Origin of the sequence: Enterococcus sp. E5-37 (assembly GCF_035726925.1) — a bacterium.
Classification (GTDB): Bacteria; Bacillota; Bacilli; order Lactobacillales; family Enterococcaceae; genus Enterococcus_B; species Enterococcus_B faecium.
The window spans coordinates 1-625 of sequence record NZ_JAPMLG010000038.1 but is presented as its reverse complement, the minus strand read 5'-3'; the positions used below and the strand labels follow the sequence as shown (position 1 = coordinate 625).

Annotated in this window: 1 pseudogene; it reads left to right on the top strand. The window is 34.1% G+C overall.

Annotation, left to right across the window (positions count from 1 at the left end):
- Window positions 1-107: 107 nt before the first annotated feature.
- Window positions 108-625 (top strand): annotated as a pseudogene (locus OS138_RS12725) (IS256-like element ISEf1 family transposase); the annotation flags it as partial.

Sequence of the window (625 nt, the reverse complement as noted above, 5' to 3'; positions counted from 1 at the left end):
GAGAGTATAAAATATTTTGTGTAAATGAAAAAATCCATACAAAAAAGGAAGTCCCTTCTGTAGAATAAAGTTAACGACAACCAATTCACAGAAAAGAGGACTTCCCTATGAATGATTTTACTACAGAAATTGTGCAAACTCTAGTCACTAAAGGCGATTTAAATGAATTATTCCGTTCGCACTTAGAAAAAGCGATAAACACACTCCTACGGACTGAATTAACGGCTTTTTTAGATTACGAAAAATATGATCGCACTGGTTTTAATTCAGGTAATTCGAGAAACGGTTCTTACTTTCGATCAATCAAAACCGAATATGGTGAATTAACATTGGAAATACCTAGAGATCGTAATGGTGAGTTTAAACAACAAACTTTACCAGCCTACAAAAGAACAAACGATACATTGGAAACCACTATTATCCATTTATTCGAAAAAGGTGTTACGATGTCTGAAATTGCTGATTTGATCGAAAAAATGTACGGTCATCACTATACTCCACAAACCATGTCCAACATGACTAAAGTTCTGACTGAAGAAGTAAATGCCTTTAAATCCAGAGCCTTAAATGATAAGTATGTCGCTATTTTTATGGACGCTACTTACATTCCACTAAAACGTCAAAC